Source organism: Streptomyces sp. NPDC030820 (assembly GCF_055572075.1).
This window is the reverse complement of sequence record NZ_JBVIEB010000008.1, coordinates 196,278-218,911: the sequence shown is the minus strand read 5'-3', so window position 1 is coordinate 218,911 and position 22,634 is coordinate 196,278. Positions and strand designations below refer to the sequence as shown.

Genomic DNA, 22,634 nt, shown 5'->3' with positions numbered 1-22,634 from the left:
TTCAGTACCGGGTGACGGCAGTGGGTCCGTCCTCCGTCCCGATGGCCATGTGCGGCTTCTGCTCCGGCTCCGCCCACTGGAGGATCCGCTGCATCGCGTCCTGCGGCACCGACACGCACCCGGCCGTCGCCGCCCGCCCGTTCACATGGAGGAAGATCCCGGCCCCGCGCCCCCGTACGGGCTGGTCGTAGTTGAACCCGATGACGAGGCCGTACGCGTACTGGGTCGAGTAGGCGATGAGGTGCTCGGACTCGGAGCCGCGGCAGTCGGCGGGCAACGGATCCACCCAACGGTTGTACGCCGCCGAGTTGTTGTCCTGGCACCACCAGGAACTCTCCTTCACCGCCCGGTACTCGACACGCGTCCCGCTCGGCGCCGCCTTGATCCCGAAACCGAAGGGAAGGCCGTACAAGCCGGTCGGTGTCGTGTTCGTGCCCTGCCGCCGCGCGGCCCCCTCCACCAGCCCGTTCGCCCCGAAGCGCGCCGGTGCCGAACCGGCCTGCACCCACTGCCCGTCCTTCAGGTCCCACCAGGTGAGCGTCCCCGATGTCGAGCCGGTGCCCGGTGCCCGAGCGATGATCAGCTGGCTGCCTTCGCCGGTGTCCGCCAGCTGCGCGGGCAACGGCTCGGATCCGGGACCCGGTGTGAGGCCGAGCAGGGCGAGCGAGGAGGCGGACACGAGGGCGAGCACGACACCGGGGCGCATGGCTCAGACGGTAGACGGCGGAAGCGGCAACGGCAGCCCGGGTAGTCCGTCCAGGCTCGTCGCGATGTGCTCCTTCTTCTCGAAGTACGCGCTCAGCGAGGCGTCGTCCTCCCGCGCGAAACGCTTCCCGTGCAGCTCACGGTCGTCTTCGTACGCCATGTAGGGGACGGCGTACCCGCAGGAGTCCCGGACCAGTTCCGCGTGTACGACGATGACCGCGCGCAGTCCGTGCAGGTTCGGGTCGATGCCGGGGAAGTGGGTGAGGAGCTCCTTGAAGCGCGGGTCGTCCCGGAAGACCGGCTCGCCCCGGCCGTGCACCCGCACGATGTTCGGCGGGTCCTGGAAGGCGCACCACATCAGGGTGATCCGGCCGTTCTCCCTGAGGTGCGCGATGGTCTCGGCGTTGGACCCGGCGAAGTCCAGGTAGGCCACGGTCAGTTCGTCGAGCACGGCGAAGGAGCCCTTGAGGCCCTTGGGGGAGAGGTTGACCGTGCCGTCGCCGGACAGCGGGGCGGTCGCGGTGAAGAAGAGGGGTTGCTCCTCGATGAACGTACGGAGCCTGCCGTCGATGCGCTCATAGGTCTTTCCCATGTCCAGCGATTATCGGCGGAACTCGTTCGGCTGTCTAAGGAATTGCCGTGGCCGCCCCGGCCGGCGCTCGTCGGGCCGGCCACGGCGGCCTGTCACGTCACTTGACGAGCGTGCAGGCGGCCAGCGAGTCCAGACCCTGCGGTCTGGCCGACGTGCGGCCGATGGCGATGGCGATGCGGTCGATGGTGGAGACGCGCTTGTCCTTGAGGGGTCCGAGGATGGCGTTGTTGACGAAGTTGGGTCCGCCTTGGCCGACGGTGGTTTGCAAACGCTTGTTGGCTTCCTGGATCTGGGTCTGGAGCAGGGCCAGGTTGCGGTCGACCTCGGCCTTGGCGGAGGCGGGGACGGCCGGGAGCTTGGCGGCGACGTCCGGGCAGGTGATGGCGCCTGCTGCGGTGCTGCCGCCGGCTGCCGTACTCGCACCGGTGCCGGACTGCCGGGTCGCGGCCGTGCTCGGCGCGGCGGCACCGGTGGCCGCGCTCCCGCTCGCGTTCAGGGTGCAGGCGGCCAGCGAGTCCAGACCCTGCGGTCTGGCCGACGTGCGGCCGATGGCGATGGCGATGCGGTCGATGGTGGAGACGCGCTTGTCCTCGAGGGGTCCGAGGATGGCGTTGTTGACGAAGTTGGGTCCGCCTTGGCCGACGGTGGTTTGCAAACGCTTGTTGGCTTCCTGGATCTGGGTCTGGAGCAGGGCCAGGTTGCGGTCGACCTCGGCCTTGGCGGAGGCCGGAACAGCCGGCAACTTCGAGGCGACGTCGGGGCAGGTGATCGTGCCGGGGCTCGCGAGGGTGCGGGCGTTCGCGGCGCTGTCGCTCTTCGCCGGCGTCCCGGCCAGCGCCGATGTGGCGATCACCGCGCCGGAGAGCACCACCGCGGCCGCACTGCCGATGAGCGCCACGCGTCGCTTGTTGTACTTCGGAAGAGCCCTGGACATAGGAATGCCTCACTCGGTCGGGATGTGTCCTGAGTTACCAACGCGGCGCCCGCGTTCGCAGAGGAGTACGGGAAAGCGATTTCCCCTGTTCAAATCCTCCCGCGATTGACGAATCATGCATCGCTCTGCATACTCATGCATGACAGCAAGTGCAGTGTGAGGAGAAACCCGTGACCGAGCGCGTCGTACTCGCCTATTCGGGCGGTCTGGACACCTCCGTCGCCATCGGCTGGATCGCCGAGGAGACGGGCGCCGAGGTCATCGCCGTCGCGGTGGACGTCGGCCAGGGCGGTGAGGACCTGGACGTCATCCGCAAGCGCGCCCTCGCCTGCGGTGCCGTCGAGGCCGAAGTGGCCGACGCCAAGGACGAGTTCGCCGACGCCTACTGCCTCCCGGCGATCAAGGCCAACGCCCTCTACATGGACCGCTACCCGCTGGTCTCCGCCCTCTCCCGGCCGACGATCGTCAAGCACCTGGTCGCCGCCGCCAGGAAGCACGGCGCCACGACCGTCGCCCACGGCTGCACCGGCAAGGGCAACGACCAGGTCCGCTTCGAGGCCGGCATCGCCGCCCTCGCCCCCGACCTGAAGTGCATCGCCCCGGTCCGCGACTACGCGATGACCCGGGACAAGGCCATCGCCTTCTGCGAGGCCAAGCAGCTCCCGATCGCCACCACCAAGAAGTCCCCGTACTCCATCGACCAGAACGTCTTCGGGCGCGCGGTCGAGACGGGCTTCCTGGAGGACATCTGGAACTCCCCGATCGAGGACATCTACGAGTACACCGCCGACCCCGCACAGCCCCGCGAGGCCGACGAGGTGATCATCACCTTCGAGGCGGGCGTCCCGGTCGCCGTCGACGGCAAGCCCGTCACCGTCCTCCAGGCCATCCAGCAGCTCAACGAGCGCGCCGGCGCCCAGGGCATCGGCCGGATCGACATGGTCGAGGACCGCCTCGTCGGCATCAAGTCCCGCGAGGTGTACGAGGCTCCCGGCGCGATCGCCCTGATCACCGCCCACCAGGAGCTGGAGAACGTCACCGTCGAGCGCGAACTCGCCCGCTACAAGCGGCAGGTCGAGCAGCGCTGGGGCGAACTCGTCTACGACGGCCAGTGGTTCTCCCCGCTCAAGCGTGCCCTGGACGGCTTCATCGACGAGGCCAACCAGCATGTGACCGGCGACATCCGGATGACCCTGCACGGCGGCCGCGCGGTCGTCACGGGCCGCCGCTCGGCCGAGTCCCTGTACGACTTCAACCTGGCGACGTACGACACGGGCGACACCTTCGACCAGTCCGCGGCCAAGGGCTTCATCGACATCTACAGCCTGTCCTCGAAGATCGCCGCCCGGCGCGATCTGCAGGCATAGCCTGACGCACACCTCGCGTAACCGACCCACTTCCCTAGGAGCAGCGCAAGTGAGCAGCAACAGCGGTGACGTACGGCTCTGGGGCGGCCGTTTCGCCGACGGTCCCGCCGAGGCCCTGGCGAAGCTGTCCGCGTCCGTCCACTTCGACTGGCGGCTCGCGCCCTACGACATCGCCGGTTCGCGTGCCCACGCGCGCGTGCTGCACAAGGCCGGCCTCCTCACCGAGGACGAGCTGCAGCGCATGATCGCCGGGCTGGACCAGCTGGAGGCCGACGTGGCCTCCGGCGCCTTCGTGGGCACCATCGCCGACGAGGACGTGCACACTGCCCTGGAGCGCGGCCTGCTGGAGCGCCTCGGCCCGGACCTGGGCGGCAAGCTGCGCGCGGGCCGCTCCCGGAACGACCAGGTGGCCACCCTCTTCCGCATGTACCTGCGCGACCACGCCCGCACCATCGGCGGCCTGATCGCCGACCTCCAGGACGCCCTGATCGGCCTCGCCGAGGCTCACCCGGACGTCGCGATGCCCGGGCGCACGCACCTCCAGCACGCCCAGCCGGTGCTCTTCGCCCACCACGTCCTGGCCCATGTCCAGTCCCTGTCCCGGGACGCCGAGCGCCTGCGCCAGTGGGACGAGCGCACGGCGGTGTCGCCGTACGGCTCAGGCGCCCTCGCGGGCAGCAGCCTCGGCCTGGACCCCGAGGCGGTCGCCCGGGACCTCGGCTTCGAGCACGGCAGCGTCGGCAACTCCATCGACGGCACGGCCTCCCGTGACTTCGTGGCGGAGTTCGCCTTCATCACCGCGATGATCGGCGTGAACCTCTCCCGGATCGCGGAGGAGATCATCATCTGGAACACGAAGGAGTTCTCCTTCGTGACCCTGCACGACGCGTTCTCCACGGGCTCGTCGATCATGCCGCAGAAGAAGAACCCGGACATCGCGGAGCTGGCGCGCGGCAAGAGCGGCCGCCTGATCGGCAACCTGACGGGTCTGATGGCGACGTTGAAGGCCCTGCCCCTCGCCTACAACCGCGACCTCCAGGAGGACAAGGAGCCGGTCTTCGACTCCTGCGACCAGCTGGAGGTCCTGCTCCCCGCCTTCACCGGGATGATCGCCACCCTCACGGTCAACCGCGAGCGTATGGAGGAACTGGCCCCGGCCGGTTTCTCGCTCGCCACCGACATCGCCGAGTGGCTGGTCAAGCAGGGCGTCCCGTTCCGCGTGGCCCACGAGGTCGCGGGGGAGTGCGTCAAGGTCGCCGAGGCCGAGGGCAAGGAACTGGACGAGCTCACGGACGAGCAGTTCGCGAAGATCTCCCCGCATCTGACTCCGCAGGTGCGTACGGTCCTCAACGTGCCGGGCGCCCTCGCCTCCCGCAACGGCCGCGGCGGCACGGCCCCGAGCGCGGTCGCGATCCAGCTGTCCGAGGTGAAGGCGGACGTGGCGGCCCAGCACGAGTGGGCGGAAGCCAAGAAGAAGAGCTGAGCTGCAGCGCCCCTGAAAGGGGCGCGGGCTGTGTCAATTTGCGGCTCCGCCGCGTGGGCGCGAGCAACCACAGAGCACCTGCACTCGCCGACGCACCGTAAGTCCCGAGCTCTCAGGTGCCCCGGCTCCCCAAGCGGAGCGGCATCGCAGGTTACGTTGGTCGGAACCCGTACCGGAGCCGACCGAACGGAACCCGCGATGCCCTTCTCCCGCCTCGCCACCGCCACCACCCCCACCTGCCACATCGGACTCGGTCTCGCCGCCGTCGGCCGCCCCGGCTACATCAACCTCGACCGAGACCGCGACCTGGGAGAGAGCCGCAGCGCCGACGCGCTGCGCAATCGCACCCACGAACTCCTCGACGCCGCCTATGCCCAAGGCGTCCGCTACTTCGACGTGGCCCGCTCCTACGGCCGCTCCGAGGAGTTCCTCGCGGACTGGCTGAACGCCCGCCCCGACATCGACGACGTGGTCATCGGCAGCAAATGGGGCTACACCTACACCGCCGGCTGGTCCACCGACGCCGAACAGCACGAGGTCAAGGACCACAGCCTCGCCGCGTACGAGCGGCAGCGCGCCGAGACCGACGCCGTGCTCGGCGACCGGCTCGACCTCTACCAGATCCACTCGGTGACCCCGGACAGCCCGGCCCTCACCGACAAGGACCTCCACGCCCGGCTCGCCGAGGCCGCCGCCCAGGGCCTGACCATCGGCTTCTCCACCAGCGGCCCCGCCCAGGCGGACACGATCCGCGCCGCCCTCCAGGTGACCGCCGACGGCGAGCCCCTCTTCCGTACCGTCCAGTCGACGTACAACGTGTTCGAGACCTCGGCGGCACCCGCGCTCGCCGAGGCGCACGACGCCGGGCTCACGGTGATCGTCAAGGAGGGCATGGCCAACGGCCGGCTGGCCGCACCGCACGCCCCGGAGCTGCTCAGGGCCGTCGCCGAGGAAACCGGCCTCGGCTGCGACGCGGTGGCCCTCGCCTGGATCCTGCGCCAGTCCTGGGCCGGCGTCGTGCTCTCCGGTGCCGCGACGGTCACCCAGCTCGTCTCCAACCTGCACGCTCCCGCCGTCGACCTCGACGCGGACCAGATGACCCGCCTCGCCACGCTCGCCGAGGACCCTCGCGCCTACTGGGAGCGGCGCGGACAGCTGCCCTGGCACTGACCGTCACCTGTTCCGACCGACGGCCATGAGTCACGTACGCTCGATGTGAGACGAAGATGTCTCACATGGGCTATTCTTGTCTCATGGCTCTCGATCGTGACCAGGTGCTGCGCAGCGCGGCCGCCCTGCTGACCCGTAAATCCACCGCGACCATGGACGAGGTCGCCAAGGCCGCCGGGATCAGCCGGGCCACACTGCACCGCCACTTCGCCGGCCGCGATGCCCTCGTACGGGCGCTGGAGGCGCTCGGCATCGAGGAGTGCGAGGCGGCCGTGGACCGGGCCCGGCTGGACGAGGGGCCCGCGAGCGACGCCGTACGCAGGCTTGTGCGCGAGATCCAGCCCGCGGCCGGGCTGCTCGCCTTCCTGTACGGCGAGAGCCAGCTGTGGGAGGGCGAGCGGCAGAACGACGGATGGCTGCGCCTGGACACCCGCATCGGCGCCGTGTTCCAGCGCGGCCAGCAGTCGGGCGAGTTCCGCATCGACCTCACCCCGGTCTGGCTCACCGAAGCGCTGTACGGCCTGATCGCCTCGTGCGCCTGGGCCACCCTGGACGGCCGGGTGGCCGCCAGGGACTTCCCGACGATGGTCGCCGAGCTGCTGCTCGGCGGCGCTCTACGAAGAGAGGAATCATGACCAGCACCCTGCAGCCGGCCGCGACGACGCAGGCGGTGACGCGCCCGGGCCGCTGGCTCGCGCTCTCCGTCCTCGTCCTGGCCGTGCTGCTGGTGGCCGTCGACGCCACCGTCCTCGGCCTGGCGACCCCCTACATCAGCGAAGACCTGGGCCCCTCCGGCACCCAGCTCCTGTGGATCGGCGACGTCTACTCCTTCGTCATCGCCGGTCTGCTGGTCTCCATGGGCAGCCTCGGCGACCGCATCGGCCGCAAGCGGATCCTGCTCGGCGGCGCCACGGCGTTCGGCGCGATATCGGTCCTCAACGCCTACGCCTCCACGCCGGAGTTGATGATCCTGGCGCGGGCGCTGCTCGGTGTCGCGGGCGCGACCCTGATGCCCGCCACCCTCGCCCTGATCCGCAACCTCTTCCACGACCCGCGCGAGCGCAGCCTCGCCGTGGGCATCTGGGGCGCGACCGCCTCCGCCGGCACGGCCGTCGGCCCGATCACCGGCGGTTTCCTCCTGGAGCACTTCTGGTGGGGCTCGGTCTTCCTGATCAACCTGCCGGTGATGGCGGTCCTGGTCCTGGTCGGCATCCGCACGCTGCCCGAGTCCCGCAACCCGAACCCGGGTCCCTGGGACCTGATCAGCGTCGCCCTGTCGCTGGTCGGCATGATCGGCGTCGTGTACGCGATCAAGGAGGCCGCCACGCACGGGTTCACCTGGCCGGTGCTCGGCACGGCACTGCTCGGCGCGACGGCCCTCTACGGCTTCGTCCACCGTCAGCTCACCATGCCGACCCCGCTGCTGGACATGCGGCTGTTCAGGCGCCGTGGCTTCAGCGGGGCGGTCCTCGCCGACCTGCTGACCGTGCTGGGCATGTCCGGCCTGGTGTTCTTCCTCTCCCAGTACCTGCAACTCGTCCAGGGCAGGCGCCCGTTCGAGGCGGGCCTGGCCGAACTGCCCGCCGCCGTCGGCGCGGTGGCGGCCGGCCTCGTCGCAGGCCGCGCGGCGCGCCGCTTCTCGGTCCGCGCCGTGGTCTCGGGCGGCCTCGCGGCGGTCGGCCTGACCCTGGCCGCGCTCACGGCCCTCGGCCGGTCCACCGGCTACCCCGTCCTCGGCGCCGCACTCCTGGTCGTGGGCATCGGCGCGGGCTTCTCCTTCACCGTCACCGCCGATGTGATCCTCTCCAGCGTGCCCAGGGAAGAGGCAGGCGCAGCCTCGGCGGTCTCCGAGACGGCGTACGAACTGGGCGCGGCCCTGGGCATCGCCCTGCTCGGCTCCATCGTCACGGGCGCCTACCGCGACTTCACCGGCCCGGCCGGCACCCCGGCCCAGGCCCATGAATCACTGGGCGCGGCAGTGCAGGCGGCAACACACATGCCCCCGCACACGGCGGAGGCACTCCTGAACGCGTCCCGGGACTGCTTCCTCCACGGCCTGCACCTGGCGTCGGGCGCGGGAGCGGCAGTCCTGCTGGGAACGGCAGCAGCGGCGTGGTTCCTCCTGAGGGGGCAGCGGCTGGAAAGTGCCGGTTGAGGTGAGTACGCAAGGGGCGCGGGGCTGTGTCACTATGCGGCCCCGCCGCGTGGGCGCGACCAGCCCCCACGCGCCCGCACCCGATTAACCGGCTTAACCGGCCGAACTGCCAGCGGCGCTAGGCAGCCTTTGCCTTCGTCGCGTACATGTCCACGTACTCCTGCCCCGACAGCCGCATGACCTCAGCCATCACGGAGTCGGTCACAGCCCGCAGCACATACCGGTCCCGGTCCATCCCCTCGTACCGGGAGAACTCCATCGCCGCACCGAACCGAACGGTCACCTTGCCGGGCCGCGGAATACCCCGACCCCCCGGCTGCAACTTGTCCGTGCCGATCATGGCGAACGGAACGACCGGCGCACAGGTCATCAGCGTCAGCCGCGCGATACCGGTGCGCCCCCGGTACAGCCGGCCGTCGGGCGACCGCGTGCCCTCGGGGTAGATCCCGAAGATCTTGCCCTCCTCCAGGATCCGCCGTCCGGTCATCAGCGCGGCCACGCCGCCGCTCGCGCCGTCCCGGTCCACCGGGATCATGCCGACGCCGGTGAAGAACCAGGCCATCAGCCGGCCCTTGACGCCCTTGCCGGTGACGTACTCGTCCTTGCCGATGAAGAACACCTGCCGCTTGGTGACGAGCGGCAGCACGATCGAGTCGATGAAGGTGAGGTGATTACCGGCCAGAATGACCGGCCCGTCGCCGGGGATGTGCTCCACGCCCTCCACCTGTGGGCGGAACATCAGGCGCATGATCGGTCCGAGCACTGCCTTGATGAGCGCGAAGCGGGACAACGGGGCCTCCGATGTCGAGAGGTCGATATGAGTCTGTGCAGGTGAGGACATTACTCGCGGCCCCGGGCCCGGCGCACATCGGGTGCGGCCGGTTCACCGAGGTCTTACGAAGTGTTGACGTGGGTTTACCTGCGGTGACGCCGCGGGAACGCGCCGTAACACCTCTGCCACGGTGTGACGGAGATCGCGCGAAGCGTCACCCACTCGGCCGCCCGGCTCCGACCGGCGATGCGACGGCCCGTCAGCACCCGCCTCCCACAGGACATACGGAGTCACCCGCGTGTTCCGTCGAGGGCCTCCCCGCGGTCATGTGTGCGCCCCTACGATCGGCCCGCACTCACGACCGACGGCAGGAGGGCGCTGATGGGCAGCGACCAGGCGAACGAGAAGACTCAGGGCACCGGGCGGCGGGCGATCCTCGGCGCGGCGGTGTTCGGCGCGAGCGGGGCGGTCCTCGGGCTGCCGGGCGCGGCCGAGGCCGCCGGGACCCGGCCGGCCGGACCGGGCGGCCGGGGCCTGAAGAGCCTGCCGGTGCCGACGATCATCGGCCACCGCGGTGCCAGCGGCTACCGCCCCGAGCACACCTTCGGCTCGTACAACCTGGCCCTGGACCTGGGCGCCGACGTCGTCGAGGCCGGTGACCTGGTGCCCACCAAGGACGGTCATCTGGTCTGCCGGCACGAGCCGGAGATCGGCGGCACCACCGACGTCGCCTCGCACCCGGAGTTCGCCGACCGCAAGACCACCAAGATGCTGGACGGGGTCGCCACCACCGGCTGGTTCACCGAGGACTTCACGCTCGCCGAGCTGAAGACCCTGCGCGCGGTCGAGCGCATACCGGCCAACCGGCCGCACAACACCCTCTACAACGGGCGCTGGGAGATCCCCACGTTCGAAGAGGTCCTGAAGTGGCAGGACGAGCAGACCCGCAAGCGCGGCAAGCAGGTCTGGATCTACCCCGAGACCAAGCACCCCACCTACTTCCGCAAGCTCGGCCTGGGCCTTGAGGAGCGGCTCGCGACGCTGCTGCGCAAGTACGGCAAGGACGGCCGGAACTCGCCGGTCATCCTGCAGTCCTTCGAGCCCAGCAGCATCCAGAAGCTGAACCAGCTGGTCGACAACCCGCTCGTCGTGCTGCTCTCTTCCGCCAACAGCCGCCCCTACGACTTCGTCGAGGCGGGCGATCCCCGTACGGTCGCCGACCTGATCACCCCCAAGGGCCTCAGGGAGATCGCCGGCTACGCCCAGGGCATCGGCCCGACCCTGGACCTGATCATCCCGAAGGACGCGAACGGCAACCTCACCAAGCCGACCACCCTGGTCTCCGACGCGCACAAGGTGGGCCTGGTCCTGCACCCCTACACCATGCGCAACGAGAACCCCTTCCTCCCGGCCGAGTACCGCAAGGGCAGCGCGGCCGACGGCTACGGCGACCCCTTCGGCGCCTTCAAGACGTACTTCGCGACCGGCATCGACGGCGTCTTCACGGACAACGCCGACACCGGCGTGCTCGCCCGCGCCGACTTCCTGGCCGGCTGACCGCGTCAACCCGCTGCCCTGCCGTCACCCCGTTCGGGGTGACTGTGCGCCGCCCCGGAAACCGGCTCCCGGGGCGGCGCGTCGTTCCGCATATGACCCACGACCTGGTAGCCGCCCTGGGCCCGCTGCTCACCGCCGAGGCCTCGGCCGAGGCATATGCCGCCGGGAGCGAGCCGGGCGACCTGGAACAGGCCGTCTGGCTCCGCCTGCTGGAGCGGCTGGAGACCGAGGGGCCGCCGCCGGACCCGCACGGCTGGCTGCGCAAGGCCGTACGCGCCGAGGCTCGTCGCAGCCGCCGTACCACCCGCCGGGAACGCCCGTACGGCGCCGAGCCGGCCGACGACGCCCGCACCGATCCCGAGCAACTCGCCCTCACGGCCGCCCGGTACCGCGCGCTGCGCGACGCGGTGCGCCGGCTGCCCGGCCGCTGCCCCCGGCTCATCGAGGCCCTGCTGTCCCCGAAGGACCTGACATACCGGGAGATCGCGGGGGAGTTGGGTATCTCACAGGGCAGTCTCGGCCCGGAACGCTCCAGATGTCTTGGATGTCTGCGTCGATTGCTCACGCCGGAGGTTGCGGCCCGCGAAGTGCGGGGATAGGAGTGAGGGACGACAGGTGATCAGGTGAGCGGGAGGCGTGCGCACATGGGCATGAGCGTGACCATCTCGGTGGCGACCGAGCAGGACGCGGAGCAGATCTTCAGGCTCCAGTACCTGTGCTTCCAGAGCGAGGCGGCGCTGTACGGCAACTACCGCATCGACCCGCTCGTCCAAACCCTGGACTCCGTCCGCCAGGAGGTCGCCTCCGACTGCGTCTTCGTCGCCCGGCTCGGCGAGGAGGTGGTCGGCTCGGTCCGCGGCAAGGTGGCCGAGGACGGCGCGGCCGCCATCGGCAAACTCTGCGTCCACCCCCGCCTGCAGGGCCACGGCATCGGCGCGCGACTGCTCCGCGCGGCCGAGGCGGCGCTCGTGGCGGAGCGCGGCGCCACCCGCTTCCGCCTCTTCACCGGCCACCGCAGCGAGGGCAACCTCCGCCTGTACCGCCGCTCCGGCTACGAGACGGTGGGCCGGTCCAAGGGCGCGGACGGCGTGGAGATGATCATTCTGGAGAAGCCGGCGGGGACGTACGCGGCTACGGCTTGACGGTGTTGCGCGCCTTCCGCAGCCAGTACATCGCGGAAACCGGCAGCAGCACCGGAATGAAGATGTACCCCGCCCCGTAGTACGACCAGACCGTCGCGTCCGGGAACGCCGAATGGTCGACCAGGGTCCAGGTACCGACCAGAAGCACACCCGCGAGCTCGGCGGCGCAGCACACCAATGCCGCCCGCCGAGCGGTCTCCCCGCCCCGGATCAGCGTGTACGTGATGAACCCGTACACCACGCCCGCCACCGCCGACAGCGAGTACGCCAGCGGCGCCCGGTCGAACTCCGTGGAGATCTGGTACGCGGAACGCGACACCGCCCCGACCACCATCACGCCGTAGAACCAGACGAGCAGCATGCCCGGCCCACCGATCAACCGGGCCGGCTTCTCCTCCACCGCCGTCATCTCGGTCTCAGCCTCCCCAGATGTCATAGAGCCGCACCTCCAGCACAGCCAGCACCACACCGCCCGCGGCCACCGTCACCGAGCCCCACTTGGTCCGCTCGGCCAGGGACATGAACCCCGCCGCCGGAACACACGCGAACGCGCCCAGCAGATACGCCACGAAGATCGTCGTACCCTGCGCCGGCTTCTCGCCCCGCGCCACCTGCACGATCCCGACCACCAGCTGGACCACGGCCAGCAGCGACACCACGGCCATGCCGATGAAGTGCCAGTCCTTGGTCGGCTGGTCCCGGTAGGCGGCCCAGCCGCACCAGGCGGCGAGCAGCAGCGCGGCGACCCCGGTCACCAGCGTCAGGGCATTGAGCATGCGGTGACCTTATTACGGCCGAAACGGGCGCCGGCCGCCGACCCCGCCCAAGACGCTGATCACCCGGCCGGGCTCCAAGCGGGCCGCGCCGCCGGAATGACCACCGTGGCGTTGACCACAACCCACCGCGCGGAGGAACTCGACGCCGATCTGGTCGGTGACGGACCTGTCGGCCTTGTCAGCACTGGTCACCAACGGGGCGTGGAGATCTCCGTCCGCCACTGAGTGCCCGTTATGGGCTGTCCGCCGCTGTCCACTATCCGGACAGCGGCGACCGGTCAGGACCGTACGTCTGCTTTACTGATCGCATGACCACGACGAGCTGCCGCACCCTTGCGACCGAGGCGACCATGACGCCCGGTGCTCGTTGTATGTGTCGCCTGATGTGTCGAATGTGAGCCTGCTAGAGGGCCCCCGCATCAGCTGAGCCTCGCGCCCCGAAGCGAGAGCCGTGGCATGTCCGTGCGCCGCGTTCCGCACGAGACGTAACTCCACTTCCCATGCCTGAACCGCATGCACCCGTGCCCGGGCACACCCACGCCCGCGCACTCGACAGTGACGGAAATCCTGTGATCACCACCTCGGGCCTGACCAAGGTCTACCGCTCCCGCGGCCGTGAGGTCACCGCCCTCGACGGCGTCGATCTCCACGTCCGCGAAGGCGAGGTCTACGGCGTCATCGGCCAGTCCGGCGCCGGCAAGTCCTCCCTCATCCGCTGCGTCAACCTGCTGGAGCGCCCCACCTCCGGCACCGTGACCGTCGCCGGACAGGACCTCACCGCCCTCGCCGGCCGCGGCCCGCGCGCCGGCAAGGAGCTGCGCCGGGCGCGCAGCCGCATCGGCATGGTCTTCCAGCACTTCAACCTGCTCTCCTCGCGGACCGTGCAGGACAACGTCGAGCTGCCGCTGGAGATCCTCGGTACGTCCGGCAGGGAACGGTCCCGCAAGGCGCTGGAACTGCTCGACCTGGTCGGCCTCGCCGACAAGGCGAGGGCCTACCCGGCCCAGCTGTCCGGCGGCCAGAAGCAGCGCGTCGGCATCGCCCGCGCCCTCGCCGGCGACCCCAAGGTGCTGCTCTCCGACGAGGCCACCAGCGCCCTCGACCCCGAGACCACCCGCTCCATCCTCCAGCTGCTGCGCGACCTGAACCGGCAGCTGGGCCTGACCGTCCTGCTCATCACCCACGAGATGGACGTCGTGAAGGCGGTCTGCGACTCCGCCGCCCTCATGGAGAAGGGCCGGATCGTGGAGTCCGGCACGGTCAGCGAGCTGCTGGCCACCCCCGGCTCCGAGCTGGCCGCCGCGCTGTTCCCGGTGAGCGGCGAGGGCACCGGCGCCGACCGGACCGTCGTCGACGTCACCTTCCACGGCGAGGCCGCCACCCAGCCGGTCATCTCCCAGCTCTCCCGCACCTACAACATCGACATCTCGATCCTCGGCGCCGCCATCGACACCGTCGGCGGCCTGCAGATCGGCCGCATGCGCATCGAACTGCCCGGCCGCTACGAGGACAACGTGGTGCCGATCGGGTTCCTGCGCGAACAGGGCCTGCACATCGACGTCGTGGGCCAGGAGGCTCTGCTGGTGAAGGAAGGTGCCAAGTGACCTGGTCCGAGATGCAGCCGCTGCTGTCGCAGGCGTGTACCGAGACGTTCCAGATGGTGCTCTGGTCGACCCTGATCGCCGTCGCCGCCGGCCTCCCGCTCGGCATCCTCCTCGTCCTCACGGACCGGGGCGGCCTGCTGCAGAACGTCCTCGCCAACAAGGTGATCGGCCAGATCGTGAACATCGGCCGGTCCATGCCGTTCATCATCCTGATGGTCGCCCTCATGAGCTTCACGCGCTGGGTCACCGGGACGACCATCGGTACGACCGCCGCGATCGTGCCGCTCGCCATCGGCGGCATCCCGTTCTTCGCCCGGCTGGTCGAGACGGCTGTCCGCGAAGTGGACAACGGTCTCGTCGAGGCCGTCCAGTCCATGGGCGGCAACACCTGGACCATCGTCCGCAAGGTCCTCGTCCCCGAGGCCCTGCCCTCACTGCTCGCCAGCACCACCACCACGGTCATCGCGCTCATCGGCTACTCCGCCATGGCCGGCACGGTCGGCGGCGGCGGCCTCGGCGACCTCGCCGTCCGGTACGGCTACCAGCGCTTCGAGACCGAGCTGATGTGGATCACCGTCGCCATCCTCGCCGTCGTGATCTCCCTGATCCAGTTCGCCGGCGACCTCGCGGCCCGCTCCCTGCACGCCCGCGGCGGCCGCTCCGGCCCGGTGCCGAAGCTCCGCCTGCTCAAGGCCGAGGAGCCCGCCGCGGCCGACGTCAGCAAGGCCGCCTGAGGCCCTCAAAGACTCCCCGTACACCCATACACGGGGTCGCACCACCCTTAAGGAAAGGCACTTTTCGTGCGTAACACCGCCAAGCTCACCACCGCCGTCCTCGCCGCCGGAGCCCTCACCTTCGGGCTGACCGCCTGCGGCTCCGGCAAGGACTCCGCCTCCTCCGACTACAGCGGCCCGCTGGTCGTCGCCGCGAGCCCGACCCCGCACGCCGAGATCCTGAACTTCGTCAAGAAGAACCTGGCGAAGAAGGCGGGCCTCGACCTGGAGGTCAAGGAGTTCACGGACTACATCACGCCGAACACGGCGACCGAGGACGGCTCGGTGGACGCCAACTACTTCCAGAACCAGCCGTACCTGGACGACTTCAACAGCAAGCGCGGCACCCACATCGTGCCCGTCGTCACGGTGCACCTGGAGCCGCTCGGCCTGTACTCCCACAAGGTCAAGAAGGCCGACGCCCTGAAGAGCGGTGCGACCATCGCCGTCCCGAACGACGCCGTCAACGAGGCCCGCGCCCTGAAGCTGCTCGCCGACAACGGGCTCATCACCCTCAAGTCCGGCGTCGGCAACGAGGCCACCCCGCAGGACATCACCAAGAACCCCAAGCACCTCCAGTTCAAGGAGGTCGAGGCCGCGCAGACCCCGCGCTCCCTGGACGACGTCGACGCGGCCGTGGTGAACGGCAACTACGCCATCTCCGCGGGTCTGAAGCCCGCAAAGGACGCCATCGTCCTGGAGTCCGCGAAGAACAACCCCTACGGCAACTTCCTCGCCGTGAAGAAGGGCAACGAGAAGGACCCGCGGGTCAAGAAGCTCGCCAAGCTCCTCGTCTCGCCCGAGGTCAAGAAGTTCATCGAGGACAAGTACCAGGGCTCGGTCATCCCGTCCTTCTGAGCCGCCTCGCACAGCTACGGGGTCCACTCCCTCACCCGGGGTGGACCCCGTCGTGCGGTTCAGTGGTTTCATGCTGCATGCTGGGCAGTTCAGCAGCCCCTGAAGGTTTTTCAGAAGTTATGGAGCGGCGCATGACTGGCACCTTTCCCAACATCTCCATCAGCACGGAGCGGTTGGTCCTGCGCCCCTTCGAGGAGTCGGACATCGAGGCCTTCGCCGAGATGATGAACGACGAACTGGTCACCACCTGGACTTCGGTTCCCCAGCCCTACACCGAGGCCGACGCCCGGGACTGGATCACCGCACAGGCTCCCGCCGAACGCGCCGACGGCCGCGGCATCGTGTTCGCCGTCGACGAGTTCCTCACCCAGCGTCTGGTCGGCACCGTCCATCTGAGCAACACCGACTGGCGGGTGCGCTCGGCGGAGATCGCCTACGTCGTCGCGCCCTGGGCCCGCGGCGAGGGCTATGCCTCCGAGGCCGCCCTGGCCACCGCGCAGTGGCTGTTCCACGACCAGAAGTTCGAACGCCTGGAGCTGCGCACCGCCGCCGACAACACCGCCTCCCAGCAGGTCGCCCAGAAGATCGGCTGCATCAGCGAGGGCGTGCTGCGGGGCGCCTGGATAGCGCGCAGCAGAACAGCGGACGGCACCTGGACGGATGTCCGCACCGACGTCATCGTCTGGAGTCTGCTGCCGGAAGACCTGGCCGGGGCCGGCGAGCAGCTGGCCGACACGGGCGGTTTCGCGTCGTACTCCGACTGGAACTGAGCCTCAGAGCCTCACCAGGTACGCTCAGGGAGCCCGGATACGGGCCCGCACCCCTGACGATCTGCGAAGACCTGGAGAGAGACGACGATGGCCGACCGGGTCACGGTGATCGGCTGGGACGGCTCGCCGCTGACCGACGCGGCACGTGCCGCCCTCGGCGCCGCCACGCTCGTGGCGGGCGCGGCCCACCACCTGGCGCTGCCCGAGGTCCCGCCCACCGCCGAACGCATCCGCCTGGGCAGCGTCGCGCTCGCCGCCCGCCGGATCGCCGCCCACCGCGGCACCGCCGTCGTGTTCGCCGACGGCGACCCCGGCTTCTTCGGCGTCGTGCGCACCCTGCGCGCCCCGGAGTTCGGCCTGGAGGTCGAGGTCGTCCCCGCCGTCTCCGCCGTGGCCGCCGCCTTCGCCCGTGCCGGCATGCCCTGGGACGACGCCCAGGTCGTCGTCGCCCACCCGCGCACCCTGCGCCGGGCCGTGAACGTCTGCCGCGCCCACACCAAGGTCGCCGTCCTCACCGCACCCGGCGCCGGACCCGCCGAACTCGGACTCCTGCTGGAGGGCGTCCACCGGACCTTCGTCATCTGCGAGGAACTGGGCACCGAACGCGAGCAGGTCACCGTCGTCACCTCCGACAAGGCCGCCGACCACACCTGGCGCGACCCCAACGTGGTCATCGTCATCGGCGGACCCGCGGGGGCCGGTGGCAGCGGCGGCTGGATCGCCGGACGCGATCCGGGCGCCGGCCCGCGCGGCTGGGTGCAGCCCGACGCCTCGTACCGCGACGACGGACCCGGCGGCGGGCTCGGCGAGGGCGAGACGGAGCTGCTGCGCGCCGCCCAACTCGCCCGCCTCGGGCCCCGGGTCGGCGACCTGGTCTGGGACATCGGCTGCGGCTCCGGCGCGTTCGCCGCCGAGGCCGCGCGCGCCGGAGCCGCCGTCATCGCCGTCGACCGGGACCCGGGGGCCTGCGCCCGGACCGAGGCGGCCGCGCGCCGGTACGGCGTCCAGCTCCAAGTGGTCCAGGGCACCGCCCCGCACGTCCTGGAGAACCTGCCCGAACCGGACGTCGTCCGGGTCGGCGGCGGGGGAGCGGCCGTGGTCTCCGCGGTCGCCGACCGGCGCCCGCAGCGCATCGTCACGCACGCCGCGACCCGCGACGCGGCCGAACTCGTCGGCCGCGACCTGACCGAGCACGGATACCGCGTCGAGTGCGCGCTGCTGCAGTCGGTCGAACTCGACACCCGCGCCTGGACCGAGACGGAGCGGAGCGTCGTATTCCTGCTCACCGGGATGCTCCCGGATCGCGCCCCGTGATCCTGTTGTCGTACTGCGCGCGGTAGGCTGGCCGATCGTTGTGCCACACCCGGCGGACCGGAAGTTCGTTCGTCAATGTCCGGAAAGCACACCCGTTTTGGGGTGGGTGTGGTACTGCGGAACCGGAGGACGCGCAACGTGGCGCAGTCCACAGCGGGCTGTCGCGGATCATGCTGTCGCGACGGCGGAACGGCCGGGACAATGCCACTGAATGGCTTTGTCGCCTTTTCCGGAGGGTCGTTCGTGCCGCTGGGCACGGACGCTCGTTCTTCACTACGGGCGGTCGGTGCGCCGTTCCGGGTGAGCTGGTCGTAGGAGCACTAAACCGATGGGCGAGGGGTACGCATGACCGACACCGGCCAGGTCCCGGCCGAGGGGCAGCCGGAGAGCGCAGGCATGGTGGAGCAGCCGGGCGTCCCCGCGCACGGTGCGTACACCTACCTCTCCGAGGCACCCGCCGAGGACGAAGACCTGTTGCTGCCGGGCGCCCAGGGCGCGTGGGGCAACGAGGTGCCGCCACCCGCTCCGGAACCGGTCGTCGAGGCCGTCCACGAGCCGGGCCCGCACGAGACGGCCGGCCGCGACAGCGGCTCCGTCGACCTCAGCGGCGTCCGCCTGCCGAACCCGGCCCCGGCGTCCGTGCCGCCGTCACCGATCCTCTCGGCCCCGCAGGACCAGCCGGCCACCCCGCAGCCGCCGCGCCGTCCGCTGCACCTCGGCCCGCCGATCCCCGACGTCTCCGCCAGCCCGGTCCGCTCCCTCGCCGACCGCGGCCCGGCCGGAGCGCCGGTACGGCAGCCCGGTCCGGCGACGACCGGCCCCGAGTACCTCGACGCCCAGCCGCTGCGCGACATGGCGCCGCAGAGCGCGGCCCCCTGGGGCGCGGCGCCCGCTGTCCCCGAGGCGGTCGCGGTGGCCCAGGTCGGTGTGCAGACACCGGCTGCCGAAACGGTTGACCCGGCTGCCGCCCCGGCCGAACCGTCCGGCGCCGCCCAGGCCGCCGTCGCCCGCCTCACCAATCAGGCGGCCGCCCCCACGCCGGGCACCGCGCAGGTGGTCCACGGCCACGACGGCATGCAGCCGGTGCATGGCCACGACGGCGTGTACGCGGCCCCTGCGGGCGCGGTGCCCGAAGGCGTTCAGCCGCTGGTCGCCGGGCACGGGCCCGACGGCGCTTTCGACCCCGCCGCGGCCGAAGGCCCCGAGGGTGTGCAGGCGCCCGTCCCCGGCCAGGCCGCCGAGGGAGTCCGGCAGCCCTCCGGTGAGGCCGGTCAGGGCGTGACCGGTATGCAGCCGGTGGACTCCACCGCCGCCGTGGACGGTGGCCTCGACGCCGGCGCCGGTGCGCCCGCGGCCGAGGCGCAGGCCGGACTGACTGCCGAGGGTGCCGGGATGGCGCCCGGGGCCGAGCAGGCCGGCGCCGTGGGGGCAGACGCGGCCGCCGATCCGGCCGCGGCCGGCCTCGCGCCGGAGACCGCGCCGGTGCACCCCGCCGGTCCGGGTGACGCTCATGCGACCCAGGTTCAGACGGTGCCGGGCGAGCCCGTGCCCGGTCAGGTGCCGGACGACGCTCGGGCGGCGGCCACCGGCGCCGAACCGTCCGCGCAGGCTCAGCCCTCGGACCCCGCTCGGCCCGGCGAGGCCTCCGAGCAGGGCGAGGTCGCGCCCGTCGCCGACTCCGGGCAGGGCGCCCCGACCGCTCCGGAGGCGGTCGCCGCGCAGGGCGCCGCCGAGATCGCGGACCCCGTTCCCGCACAGCAGGTCCCGGGCGCGGCCCAGTTCGGCGGGGAGGCCGCCGCCCCGGCACAGCCGGACCCGAACAGCCCCGTTGCCGTGGAGCCACAGCCGGGCGCGGTGCCCCCGCAGCCCGCTGTGGTGGAGGGTCAGCCCGGCCTGACGGAGGAGCCCGGCACGGTGGATGGCCGGCCCGGCGCGGTCGAGGCGCACGGCATGGTGGAGGGCCCCGGCGCGGTCGAGGGCCGGCCCTCCGCTGCCCAGGACGCGCCCGCCGCGGAAGCCGTACCGGCGCCCGAACCGGTGGTTGTGGCCGAGCCCGGCACTCCGGCCCACGCTCCGGAGCCGGCGCAGGACGCCACACCGGCCGCGGCCGCCGCTGACGGTGCCGGCGCGCCGGAGCCGCACCCCTACCCGGCGCAGGGCCCCCAGCTGGCCGAACCCGTCGCGGCCACCGCCGAGGCCGTCGCCGGCATGGCGCAGCCCGCCGCCGTACCGCAGCCGCAGGTTGAGGCCCAGGCCGAGCCGGTCGCCCAGGACGCGGTCCACCAGCTCGGCCAGGCCGCTGCCGTCGACGGGGCAGCCCCCGCGAACGGCGTGGACGCGCCCGCAGGCCCGCAGACGCAGCCCACCACCGGGGCCGCCGCCGTGCCGGTCGCCCCCGGCCACCCCGCCGACGGCTCCGCCGCGCACCCGGAGAGCGCCGAGCAGGCCGGGCCGCTGCCGTCCAACGTTCCGCTTGAGGCGCACCCGGGGCAGCCGCTCGGGCAGTTCGTGCAGGTCGAGGGCCAGGTACCCACGACCCCGCACCTGGCGCCGACCCCGCCGCAGCCCCTGGTCCTCCCCACGGAGGACGCGCAGGAGCCCGCGGCCACGGTGCCGGCACCCCGTGAGGCCGAGCCCGCAGCCGCGGCGGCCCCCGATGTCGTACAGCACGCGGAGGACCTGCGGACCAGAGCCGCCGACCAGGAAGACCAGGAAGAAGAGAGCACGGCCGTCGTGGCGGAAGCATCCCAGCCCACCGGCCCCGCCGCGCCCGGCTACGCCGACGCCGAGCGCGAGGCCGTCCTGAAGGTCATGCGCGAGCGCCGGGACATCCGCAACGGTTTCCGCAGCGACCCCATCCCGCACGAGGTGCTGCTGCGTGTCCTGGAGGCCGCCCACACGGCGCCCTCCGTGGGTCACTCGCAGCCCTGGGACTTCGTCGTCATCCGCTCCGCCGAGACCCGGCGGACCATGCACGAACTGGCGATGCGTCAGCGCGAGGCGTACGCCAAGTCGCTGCCGAAGGGCCGGGCCAAGCAGTTCAAGGAACTGAAGATCGAGGCCATCCTCGACACCCCGGTCAACATCGTCGTCACCGCCGACCCCACCCGCGGCGGCCGGCACACCCTCGGCCGTCACACCCAGCCGCAGATGGCGCCCTACTCCTCGGCGCTCGCGGTGGAGAACCTCTGGCTCGCCGCCCGCGCCGAAGGCCTCGGCGTCGGCTGGGTCAGCTTCTTCGACGAGCGGGAGATGGTCCGCGCGCTCGGCCTGCCCGAGCACCTGGAGGTCGTCGCCTACCTGTGTGTCGGGTACGTCGACGAGTTCCCGGACGAGCCCGAGCTGATGCAGGCCGGCTGGTCCAAGCGACGCCCCCTGTCCTGGGTGGTGCACGAGGAGACGTACGGCCGCCGCGCCCTGCCCGGAGAGGAACCCCACGACCTGCTTGCCGAGACCGTCGCACAGATCCGCCCGCTCGACGCCAAGGCCCTCGGTGAGGCCTGGGAGCGCCAGAAGCGCATGACCAAGCCGGCCGGCGCGCTCGGCATGCTGGAGATCATCTCCGCGCAGCTGTCCGGGCTGTCCCGGCAGTGCCCGCCGCCGATCCCGGAGCCCGCCGCCGTCGCCATCTTCGCCGGCGACCACGGCGTGCACGCCCAGGGCGTCACCCCCTGGCCGCAGGAGGTCACCGCCCAGATGGTGGCCAACTTCCTGGGCGGGGGAGCGGTCTGCAACGCCTTCGCCAACCAGGTGGGCGCCGAGGTGTGCGTCGTGGACGTCGGTGTCGCCGCCGACCTGCCCGCCACCCCTGGGCTGCTGCCCCGCAAGATCCGCGGTGGTACGTCCGACATGACCACCGGCCCCGCGATGACCCGCGAGGAGGCCAAGGCGGCCATCGAGGTCGGCATCGAGACCGCCCGCGACCTGGTGGCGGCCGGCAACAAGGCGCTGCTCACCGGCGAGATGGGCATCGCGAACACCACGGCGTCCGCCGCGCTGATCTCCGTCTTCACCGGTGCCGACCCGGCCGAGGTCACCGGCCGTGGCACCGGCATCAACGACGAGACACTGGCCCGTAAGACCGAGGTCGTCCGCCGCGCCCTGGAACTCCACCAGCCGGACCCGGCCGATCCGATCGGCGTCCTCGCCGCGATCGGCGGCTTCGAGCACGCGGCCATGGTCGGCCTGCTCCTCGGCGGCGCCTCGCTGCGTACGCCGGTGATCCTGGACGGCGTCAGCGCCGGCGCCGCGGCCCTCGTCGCCCGCGCCATCGCCCCCGAGGTCCTCGCGGCCTGCATCGCGGGCCACCGCAGCGCCGAGCCGGGCCATGTGGCGGCGTTGAACAAGCTGGGCCTGCGCCCGCTGGTCGACCTCGACCTCCGCCTGGGCGAGGGCACGGGCGCGCTGCTCGCGCTGCCGCTGGTGCAGAGCACGGCACGGGCGATGCATGAGGTGGCCACGTTCGATTCGGCTGGGGTCACCGAGAAGTAGCGGCCTGTGCAAGGGGTCCGGGACTGCGGTGCCGGGCCCCTTACCAGCGTCCCGCGGTTGTGCCCACGGCCGTACCCGCCCGCGTTGCCCAGCCACCGGACACCTGAGCCGTCTTCAGCCCGGCCAACATAAAATCCGCACGTCAGCGCCACCGCACAGCCCCGGAGGAGC

The 22,634-nt window shown here is 71.4% G+C and carries 20 protein-coding genes and 1 pseudogene; 15 read left to right on the top strand and 6 right to left on the bottom strand.

Features of this window, described 5'->3' with window-relative positions:
* Position 1: 1 nt before the first annotated feature.
* The 3 genes from ACZ418_RS23375 to ACZ418_RS23365 all read right to left on the bottom strand — a co-directional run bounded on the left by ACZ418_RS23375 (position 2) and on the right by ACZ418_RS23365 (position 2,231).
* Positions 2-706 carry a L,D-transpeptidase family protein gene (locus ACZ418_RS23375; RefSeq protein WP_468365967.1) on the bottom strand — a complete coding sequence of 235 codons (705 nt, stop codon included), beginning with the start codon at positions 704-706 and terminating at the stop codon, positions 2-4.
* Positions 707-709: 3 nt separating this feature from the next.
* Complete coding sequence (locus ACZ418_RS23370; protein WP_468365965.1) at positions 710-1,297, bottom strand: pyridoxamine 5'-phosphate oxidase family protein; 588 nt, start codon at positions 1,295-1,297, stop codon at positions 710-712.
* 97 nt (positions 1,298-1,394) lie between these two features.
* Positions 1,395-2,231, bottom strand: coding sequence for a hypothetical protein (locus tag ACZ418_RS23365; protein WP_468365963.1), 837 nt, complete (start codon positions 2,229-2,231; stop codon positions 1,395-1,397).
* A 170-nt stretch (positions 2,232-2,401) separates the two neighbouring features.
* Between ACZ418_RS23365 and ACZ418_RS23360 the strand changes: the two genes are divergently transcribed.
* The 5 genes from ACZ418_RS23360 (at position 2,402) to ACZ418_RS23340 (ending at position 8,406) form a co-directional block, all read left to right on the top strand.
* Positions 2,402-3,598: an argininosuccinate synthase gene (locus ACZ418_RS23360; RefSeq protein WP_468365960.1), complete on the top strand. Its 1,197-nt coding sequence runs from the start codon at positions 2,402-2,404 to the stop codon at positions 3,596-3,598.
* A 49-nt stretch (positions 3,599-3,647) separates the two neighbouring features.
* Positions 3,648-5,081 carry an argininosuccinate lyase gene (gene argH / locus ACZ418_RS23355; protein ID WP_468365957.1) on the top strand — a complete coding sequence of 478 codons (1,434 nt, stop codon included), beginning with the start codon at positions 3,648-3,650 and terminating at the stop codon, positions 5,079-5,081.
* A 198-nt stretch (positions 5,082-5,279) separates the two neighbouring features.
* Positions 5,280-6,251: an aldo/keto reductase gene (locus ACZ418_RS23350; RefSeq protein WP_468365955.1), complete on the top strand. Its 972-nt coding sequence runs from the start codon at positions 5,280-5,282 to the stop codon at positions 6,249-6,251.
* Positions 6,252-6,334: 83 nt separating this feature from the next.
* Positions 6,335-6,886 carry a TetR/AcrR family transcriptional regulator gene (locus ACZ418_RS23345; RefSeq protein WP_468365952.1) on the top strand — a complete coding sequence of 184 codons (552 nt, stop codon included), beginning with the start codon at positions 6,335-6,337 and terminating at the stop codon, positions 6,884-6,886.
* On the top strand, positions 6,883-8,406 hold the full coding sequence (locus ACZ418_RS23340; RefSeq protein ID WP_468365950.1) for an MFS transporter: 1,524 nt from the start codon (positions 6,883-6,885) through the stop codon (positions 8,404-8,406). The genes ACZ418_RS23345 and ACZ418_RS23340 overlap by 4 nt, the downstream gene beginning before the upstream one ends.
* A gap of 118 nt (positions 8,407-8,524) precedes the next feature.
* Here ACZ418_RS23340 and ACZ418_RS23335 read toward each other — a convergent pair whose 3' ends face one another.
* Positions 8,525-9,196 carry a lysophospholipid acyltransferase family protein gene (locus tag ACZ418_RS23335; protein WP_468365948.1) on the bottom strand — a complete coding sequence of 224 codons (672 nt, stop codon included), beginning with the start codon at positions 9,194-9,196 and terminating at the stop codon, positions 8,525-8,527.
* A 363-nt stretch (positions 9,197-9,559) separates the two neighbouring features.
* On the opposite strand from ACZ418_RS23335, the gene ACZ418_RS23330 reads away from it, so the two are divergent.
* The 3 genes from ACZ418_RS23330 (at position 9,560) to ACZ418_RS23320 (ending at position 11,877) form a co-directional block, all read left to right on the top strand.
* Positions 9,560-10,735, top strand: a complete 1,176-nt coding sequence (locus ACZ418_RS23330; RefSeq protein WP_468365945.1) for a glycerophosphodiester phosphodiesterase — start codon at positions 9,560-9,562, stop codon at positions 10,733-10,735.
* 92 nt (positions 10,736-10,827) lie between these two features.
* Entirely contained in the window at positions 10,828-11,334 is a 507-nt protein-coding gene (locus ACZ418_RS23325) for a sigma-70 family RNA polymerase sigma factor (protein WP_468365942.1), read from the top strand.
* Positions 11,335-11,379: 45 nt separating this feature from the next.
* The gene (locus tag ACZ418_RS23320) at positions 11,380-11,877 is read left to right on the top strand and encodes a GNAT family N-acetyltransferase (RefSeq protein ID WP_468366552.1); all 498 of its coding nucleotides are present in this window, start codon (positions 11,380-11,382) and stop codon (positions 11,875-11,877) included.
* On the opposite strand, the gene ACZ418_RS23315 is transcribed toward ACZ418_RS23320, so the two are convergent.
* Positions 11,867-12,286, bottom strand: coding sequence for a hypothetical protein (locus ACZ418_RS23315; RefSeq protein ID WP_468366549.1), 420 nt, complete (start codon positions 12,284-12,286; stop codon positions 11,867-11,869). The genes ACZ418_RS23320 and ACZ418_RS23315 overlap by 11 nt on opposite strands.
* Positions 12,287-12,293: 7 nt before the next feature.
* Positions 12,294-12,653, bottom strand: a complete 360-nt coding sequence (locus ACZ418_RS23310) for a hypothetical protein (RefSeq protein ID WP_468365940.1) — start codon at positions 12,651-12,653, stop codon at positions 12,294-12,296.
* A gap of 24 nt (positions 12,654-12,677) precedes the next feature.
* Here ACZ418_RS23310 and ACZ418_RS23305 point away from each other — a divergent pair.
* From ACZ418_RS23305 to cobT, 7 genes and pseudogenes are all read left to right on the top strand, one after another.
* Positions 12,678-12,878 (top strand): annotated as a pseudogene (locus ACZ418_RS23305) (HAD family hydrolase); the annotation flags it as partial.
* Positions 12,879-13,222: 344 nt separating this feature from the next.
* On the top strand, positions 13,223-14,257 hold the full coding sequence (locus ACZ418_RS23300) for a methionine ABC transporter ATP-binding protein (protein WP_468366546.1): 1,035 nt from the start codon (positions 13,223-13,225) through the stop codon (positions 14,255-14,257).
* Positions 14,254-14,991 (top strand): methionine ABC transporter permease, encoded by a 738-nt coding sequence (locus ACZ418_RS23295; RefSeq protein WP_468365937.1) that lies wholly within the window; start codon positions 14,254-14,256, stop codon positions 14,989-14,991. Before ACZ418_RS23300 ends, ACZ418_RS23295 begins: the two co-directional genes overlap by 4 nt.
* Before the next feature lie 66 nt (positions 14,992-15,057).
* Positions 15,058-15,888 (top strand): MetQ/NlpA family ABC transporter substrate-binding protein, encoded by an 831-nt coding sequence (locus ACZ418_RS23290; RefSeq protein ID WP_468365934.1) that lies wholly within the window; start codon positions 15,058-15,060, stop codon positions 15,886-15,888.
* A 131-nt stretch (positions 15,889-16,019) separates the two neighbouring features.
* Entirely contained in the window at positions 16,020-16,658 is a 639-nt protein-coding gene (locus ACZ418_RS23285; RefSeq protein ID WP_468365930.1) for a GNAT family N-acetyltransferase, read from the top strand.
* An 87-nt stretch (positions 16,659-16,745) separates the two neighbouring features.
* Positions 16,746-17,972 (top strand): precorrin-6y C5,15-methyltransferase (decarboxylating) subunit CbiE, encoded by a 1,227-nt coding sequence (gene cbiE, locus ACZ418_RS23280; protein WP_468365928.1) that lies wholly within the window; start codon positions 16,746-16,748, stop codon positions 17,970-17,972.
* A gap of 345 nt (positions 17,973-18,317) precedes the next feature.
* Positions 18,318-22,463, top strand: coding sequence for a nicotinate-nucleotide--dimethylbenzimidazole phosphoribosyltransferase (gene cobT, locus ACZ418_RS23275; RefSeq protein WP_468365924.1), 4,146 nt, complete (start codon positions 18,318-18,320; stop codon positions 22,461-22,463).
* Positions 22,464-22,634: the final 171 nt, after the last annotated feature.

What these genes read in the sequence shown, in the direction of transcription:
- ACZ418_RS23375 (WP_468365967.1), bottom strand. Translation starts at nt 706, where the DNA reads ATGCGCCCCGGTGTCGTGCTCGCCCTCGTGTCCGCCTCCTCGCTCGCC.
- ACZ418_RS23370 (WP_468365965.1), bottom strand. Translation starts at nt 1,297, where the DNA reads ATGGGAAAGACCTATGAGCGCATCGACGGCAGGCTCCGTACGTTCATC.
- ACZ418_RS23365 (WP_468365963.1), bottom strand. Translation starts at nt 2,231, where the DNA reads ATGTCCAGGGCTCTTCCGAAGTACAACAAGCGACGCGTGGCGCTCATC.
- ACZ418_RS23350 (WP_468365955.1), top strand. Translation starts at nt 5,280, where the DNA reads ATGCCCTTCTCCCGCCTCGCCACCGCCACCACCCCCACCTGCCACATC.
- ACZ418_RS23345 (WP_468365952.1), top strand. Translation starts at nt 6,335, where the DNA reads ATGGCTCTCGATCGTGACCAGGTGCTGCGCAGCGCGGCCGCCCTGCTG.
- ACZ418_RS23340 (WP_468365950.1), top strand. Translation starts at nt 6,883, where the DNA reads ATGACCAGCACCCTGCAGCCGGCCGCGACGACGCAGGCGGTGACGCGC.
- ACZ418_RS23330 (WP_468365945.1), top strand. Translation starts at nt 9,560, where the DNA reads ATGGGCAGCGACCAGGCGAACGAGAAGACTCAGGGCACCGGGCGGCGG.
- ACZ418_RS23325 (WP_468365942.1), top strand. Translation starts at nt 10,828, where the DNA reads ATGACCCACGACCTGGTAGCCGCCCTGGGCCCGCTGCTCACCGCCGAG.
- ACZ418_RS23320 (WP_468366552.1), top strand. Translation starts at nt 11,380, where the DNA reads ATGGGCATGAGCGTGACCATCTCGGTGGCGACCGAGCAGGACGCGGAG.
- ACZ418_RS23315 (WP_468366549.1), bottom strand. Translation starts at nt 12,286, where the DNA reads ATGACGGCGGTGGAGGAGAAGCCGGCCCGGTTGATCGGTGGGCCGGGC.
- ACZ418_RS23310 (WP_468365940.1), bottom strand. Translation starts at nt 12,653, where the DNA reads ATGCTCAATGCCCTGACGCTGGTGACCGGGGTCGCCGCGCTGCTGCTC.
- ACZ418_RS23285 (WP_468365930.1), top strand. Translation starts at nt 16,020, where the DNA reads ATGACTGGCACCTTTCCCAACATCTCCATCAGCACGGAGCGGTTGGTC.
- cbiE (WP_468365928.1), top strand. Translation starts at nt 16,746, where the DNA reads ATGGCCGACCGGGTCACGGTGATCGGCTGGGACGGCTCGCCGCTGACC.
- cobT (WP_468365924.1), top strand. Translation starts at nt 18,318, where the DNA reads ATGACCGACACCGGCCAGGTCCCGGCCGAGGGGCAGCCGGAGAGCGCA.